Annotated in this window: 1 pseudogene; it reads left to right on the top strand. The window is 43.4% G+C overall.

What is annotated here, in order from left to right:
- Window positions 1–135 precede the first annotated feature (135 nt).
- Window positions 136–592, top strand: a pseudogene (locus tag ON09_RS26420) (hypothetical protein); the annotation flags it as partial.

Here is a 592-nt window from a genome sequence, read left to right as displayed (position 1 = left end):
AAAGATCGATGAGCTAACAAAAGCTTTGGCTGATGCCCAGCTGAGAAATGTTGGATTAGAGACTATGATTGAGGTTGCGGAAAGCGAACTTAAGATCAATATTAGAAAAAAGCGTGGTACCAAACGGTCTTAAGGATGCGGCAAAAACTACCGGATAAGCATCTGGTTGAACTTTGTGCACTGTTTGGTGTAAGCCGCCAGGCTTATTATCTGGCCCAGAAAACAGCGATCAAAACTGATATTTCCCACATGGTGGTATTGGCCCTGGTGGCTGAATTCCGTACAGCAGTTCCTTTTTTGGGGACAAGGAAACTGCTATACATGCTTTCTCCGGAAATGGAAAAGCATAATATAAAGATGGGGAGAGACCAGCTTTATGATCTTTTGAGATTTCATGGACTACTTATACGGCGGAGGAAACGTTCTGTTAGGACCACTGACTCCAACCACTCCCTAAAAAGATACCCGAATCTCATAAAACATATAATGCTCTCTGCCCCGGAACAACTATGGGTAAGTGACATAACCTATATCCGTACGCAGGATGGCTTTAGCTATCTAAGCCTGATCACAGATGCCTATTCCAGAAAGA

Origin of the sequence: Pedobacter agri PB92 (assembly GCF_000258495.1) — a bacterium.
GTDB lineage: Bacteria > Bacteroidota > Bacteroidia > Sphingobacteriales > Sphingobacteriaceae > Pedobacter > Pedobacter agri.
Note: the sequence above shows the minus strand (reverse complement) of the source record. Positions and strands in the feature narration are given on the sequence as shown.